Source organism: Burkholderia sp. BCC1985 (assembly GCF_905339915.1).
Taxonomy (GTDB): Bacteria; Pseudomonadota; Gammaproteobacteria; order Burkholderiales; family Burkholderiaceae; genus Burkholderia.
The window spans coordinates 1-4,542 of record NZ_CAJPGY010000090.1 but is presented as its reverse complement, the minus strand read 5'-3'; the positions used below and the strand labels follow the sequence as shown (position 1 = coordinate 4,542).

At 64.0% G+C, this 4,542-nt stretch carries 3 protein-coding genes; all 3 read left to right on the top strand.

The annotated features are described in order from the left end of the window. Window positions 1–270 (top strand): hypothetical protein (locus U4Z31_RS36640; RefSeq protein ID WP_321812964.1); only part of this gene is annotated, 270 nt, incomplete at its 5' end. A gap of 61 nt (window positions 271–331) precedes the next feature. Further along, window positions 332–2,407: a molybdopterin oxidoreductase family protein gene (locus U4Z31_RS36635; protein ID WP_321796671.1), complete on the top strand. Its 2,076-nt coding sequence runs from the start codon at window positions 332–334 to the stop codon at window positions 2,405–2,407. A 136-nt stretch (window positions 2,408–2,543) separates the two neighbouring features. Next, complete coding sequence (locus U4Z31_RS36630; protein ID WP_257768783.1) at window positions 2,544–4,217, top strand: long-chain fatty acid--CoA ligase; 1,674 nt, start codon at window positions 2,544–2,546, stop codon at window positions 4,215–4,217. The last annotated feature ends 325 nt before the right edge of the window (window positions 4,218–4,542 follow it).

Sequence of the window (4,542 nt, the reverse complement as noted above, 5' to 3'; positions counted from 1 at the left end):
TGCGCGGTCACCGGCCTCGAATCTGCCCCGTTTGTTGCTCAAGCCGCAACGCATATCCACTTTCCATCCTCCAGGGCCATTCGCCCGCTTGTTCGCTTCTATCTTCGGTCAATAATCGACTCGCGCGAACTCGGCGAAGCCGCTGGCCTGGCACCATTCATACCCGCTCCACATCGTCGCACCGACTCTTCAAAGTTCGTCCCGTATCGATATTCGCCATCGGCCGCCGCCGCTTTTTCGCCAAATAGGCCGGAAACTCGTGCGAAATGACGCCTTATTCGGCGCGGCCACGTAGAATTTGCGAATCTCCATCCCAGTAGCATCCAGAACGATGAACGCCGCCACTCAGATAGCTCGGGCCGTATGCCCGCACGATTGTCCGGACACGTGCGCAATGCGTGTGACCGTCGAAAACGGTCGGGCGATCAAGGTCGCGGGCGATCCCGACCATCCGCCGACGCAAGGCGTGCTGTGTACGAAAGTCAGCCGATACGCCGACCGCGTTCATCATCCCGACCGACTCACTGTGCCCCTCAAGCGCGTGGGCGCGAAGGGGGAGGGGCGCTTCGTGCCGATCAGCTGGAGCGAAGCATTCGACGAGATCGGTCGTCGTCTCGGCGAAATCGCCGCGCGCGCGCCGGAGGCGATCCTGCCGTACAGCTACGCGGGAACGATGGGGCTCGTGCAGGGCGAAGGCATCGCCCAGCGGTTCTTCCATAAACTCGGTGCGTCCCGGCTCGAGCGGGCCATCTGCGCGGCGGCCGGCGCAGCAGGGTTGCGCTATACGTATGGCGGAAGCGTCGGCATGCATCTCGAGCATTTCGAGGAAAGCGAGTTGATCCTGATCTGGGGCGCCAACCCGATCGCCTCGAGCCTGCATTTCTGGACCCGTGCGCAGGAAGCCAAGCGTCGCGGCGCCCGTCTCGTCGCAATCGATCCCTACCGCTCGCTGACGGCAGAGAAATGCCATCAGCACATCGCATTGAAACCGGGCACCGATGGAGCGTTCGCGCTCGGCATGATGCATGTGCTGATCACCGAGGATCTGCTCGATCACGACTACATCGCACGCCATACGCTCGGCTTCGATGCGCTCAAGGCGCGAGCCCTGTCCTATCCGCCGGAGCGTGTCGCGCAAATCTGCGGCATCGAGGCGTCGGAACTGATTGAACTCGCACGTCGTTACGGTGCGACCCGCAAGGCATCGATCCGCCTCAATTACGGCATGCAGCGCGTGCGCGGGGGCGGCAACGCCGTGCGCGCGATTGCGAGCCTGCCTGCGCTGACGGGCGCGTGGCGCGACCGGGCCGGCGGGCTGCTGCTGTCGTCGTCGGAATCTGCACCGGTCAATCAGGCGGCGCTGCTGCGCCCCGATCTGATGCCCGGCTGGCCGCAGAAACTGCCGCGCATCATCAACATGAATGCCATCGGCGATGCACTGCTGCATCCGGGCGACGCGACTTTCGGGCCGAAGGTCGAAGCAGTGATCGTCTACAACTCGAATCCGGTTGCGGTTGCCCCCGACTCGTCGAAAGTCGCCGCCGGGTTCGCGCGCGAAGACCTGTTCACGGTCGTTCTCGAGCACTTCAAGACAGATACCGTCGACTTTGCCGACATTGTGTTGCCGGCCACGACGCAGCTCGAGCATCTCGATGTCCACAAGTCGTACGGCCACACCTATGTGATGGCTAATCTGCCGGCGATTCCGCCGGTCGGCGACGCACGACCGAACACCGAAATCTTTCGCGGCATCGCGCGCAGCATGGGGCTGGACGAGCCCGCGCTTTATCACAGCGACGAAGAGGTCGCGCAGGCGGCGCTTCGCTGGGACGATCCGGCACTCGACAGCGACTGGGAGACGTTGAAGCGTGCCGGCTGGCTGAAGCTCAAGGTTGCGGACGCGCCTTTCGCGAATGGCGGCTTTCGCACACCGTCCGGCAAATGCGAGTTCTACAGCGCGCGACTCGAGCAGATGGGCATGGACCCGGTGCCCGATTACCTGCCGCCGTTCGAATCGGCGGAGGCGGCGCCTGAGCTTGCCGCCCGCTACCCGCTCGCGATGATTTCGCCGCCGGCCCGGCACTTCCTGAACAGCACGTTCGTGAACGTGGACAGCCTGCGCAGCACGGAAGGCCAGCCGCATCTCGATATTCACCCGGCCGACGCCGATGCGCGCGGCATCGCGGAGGGCGACGTCGTACGCATATTCAACGACCGCGGATCGATGCAGGCGGTCGCAAGAGTGACCGATCGTGCGCGGGCGGGGCTCGTCGTCGGACTGTCGATCTGGTGGAAGAAATTGTCGGCGGACGGTCGGAACGCGAACGAAGTGACGAGCCAGGCGCTGACCGACCTCGGCAACTCGGCGACCTTTTACGATTGTTTGGTGGAAGTTGAGCGGACTTGACGGAACTTCCAGATATGATCGGACGAATGCGTTCGAAAGTTCGAAGTGGACATCTAACCCTGTTGTCTCAGGACGGGCGAGCCGCTACGATGCGTTTTAGCACGACCATTCGAAAATCAGTGAGGAGACGCGCGGTATGGACAAAATTTGGCTGAAATCGTACCCACCCGGCGTTCCAGCCGAAATCGACGCTTCTCCATATCCTTCCGTCCCGGATCTCCTCGACGAGAGCTTCAGGCAGTATCGCGACCGCAAGGCGTTCGTCTGCATGGGCAAGAGCATCACGTACGGCGAACTCGATGCACTGTCGCGCCGGTTCGGCGCGTGGCTGCAGTCGCGTGGCTTGAAGCGCGGCGCACGCGTCGCGCTCATGATGCCGAACGTGCTGCAGTACCCGGTGGCGATCGTTGCCGTGCTCCGCGCGGGCTACACCGTCGTCAACGTCAACCCGCTCTATACGCCGCGCGAGCTCGAACATCAGCTGAAGGACAGCGGGGCCGAGGCGATCGTCATTCTCGAGAATTTCGCGTCGACGTTGCAGGCCGTTATCGCCAATACCGCCGTCAAGCATGTCGTGGTCGCGTCGATGGGCGACCTGCTGGGCATCAAGGGCTGGCTCGTCAATTACGTCGTACGCAACGTGAAGAAGATGGTGCCGGCCTGGCAGCTCCCGTCGTTCACGCGCTTCAAGGCCGCGCTGTCCGAAGGGGCGCGGCAGACCTTCAAGCCGCCGAAGCTCGGCCCAGACGACGTCGCGTTCCTCCAGTACACGGGCGGTACGACCGGTGTCGCGAAGGGCGCGACGCTGCTGCACCGGAACATCGTGTCGAACGTGCTGCAGGCCGGCGCCTGGCACCATCCCGCGCACGCGAAGTACCCGGAGGTGAAGCAATTCGTGACGGTTGTCGCGCTGCCGCTCTATCACGTGTTCGCGCTGACGGTCTGCGGCTTCCTGACGATGCGCACGGGCGGCATGGGCATCCTGATTCCGAATCCGCGCGACATCGGCGGCATGATCAAGGAACTGAAGGGATACCAGATCTCGACGATTCCCGCCGTCAACACGCTGTACAACGCACTGCTGAACCATCCCGAATTCAACCAGCTCGACCTGTCGAAGCTCGTGATCGCCAACGGCGGTGGCATGGCGATCCAGGAAGGTGTCGCGAAGCGCTGGTACGAGAAGACCCAAACGGCGATCATCGAAGGGTACGGCCTGTCCGAAACGTCGCCGGTCGCGACCTGCAACCCCGTGACGGCGACCGAGTACAGCGGGACGATCGGCCTGCCGCTGCCGTCGACCGAAATTGCCATCCGCGACGACGCCGGCAATGACGTCGCGCTCGGCGAGCCGGGCGAGATCTGCATCCGCGGGCCGCAGGTCATGGCCGGCTACTGGAACCGCCCGGAAGAAACCGCGAAGGTCATGTTCGCGGACGGTTTCTTCAAGACCGGTGACGTCGGCGTGATGGACGCGCGCGGTTACGTGAAGATCGTCGACCGGAAGAAGGACATGATCCTGGTATCCGGTTTCAACGTGTATCCGAACGAGGTCGAGGACGTGGTGGCGTCGCATCCGGGGGTGTTCGAGGTGGCGGCGGTTGGTGTTCCGGACGAGCACTCGGGCGAAGCCGTGAAGCTGTTCGTCGTGAAGAAGGATCCGGCGCTGACCGACAAGGACATCCTCGCGTACTGCAAGGAGCGGCTCACCGGTTACAAGCGGCCGAAACTCGTCGAGTTCCGCACGGAGCTGCCGAAGACGAACGTCGGCAAGATCTTGCGGCGCGAGCTGCGCGACGGACGCGCGTAACACCCAAGTCGAACGAAGGAGCCCGGCCTGTGCCGGGCTCTTTTGCTTGTGGTGCGGCATCAGGGCTGCCGCGCCATATCGGAACGGCGCGCGTTCGTCCGGGCGCGCCGTGGCGGGCGGAGCGCCCCGGTCGGGCTGTCCGCGGCCGATTCGATTTGAACGGGGCGGCACTTCGTTGCATGCCGGAGTCGGCAAATGGTGGCGTTCGTGTCGAGTCAGCATCGCGAACGATTCGTCGCCAAGAGCGCGTTACCCGCCGATCATTCCGCGCACACCGCCCGCCGCCCCCCCCCCGCCCCCCCCCCCCCCCCGACGGCCGCCCACC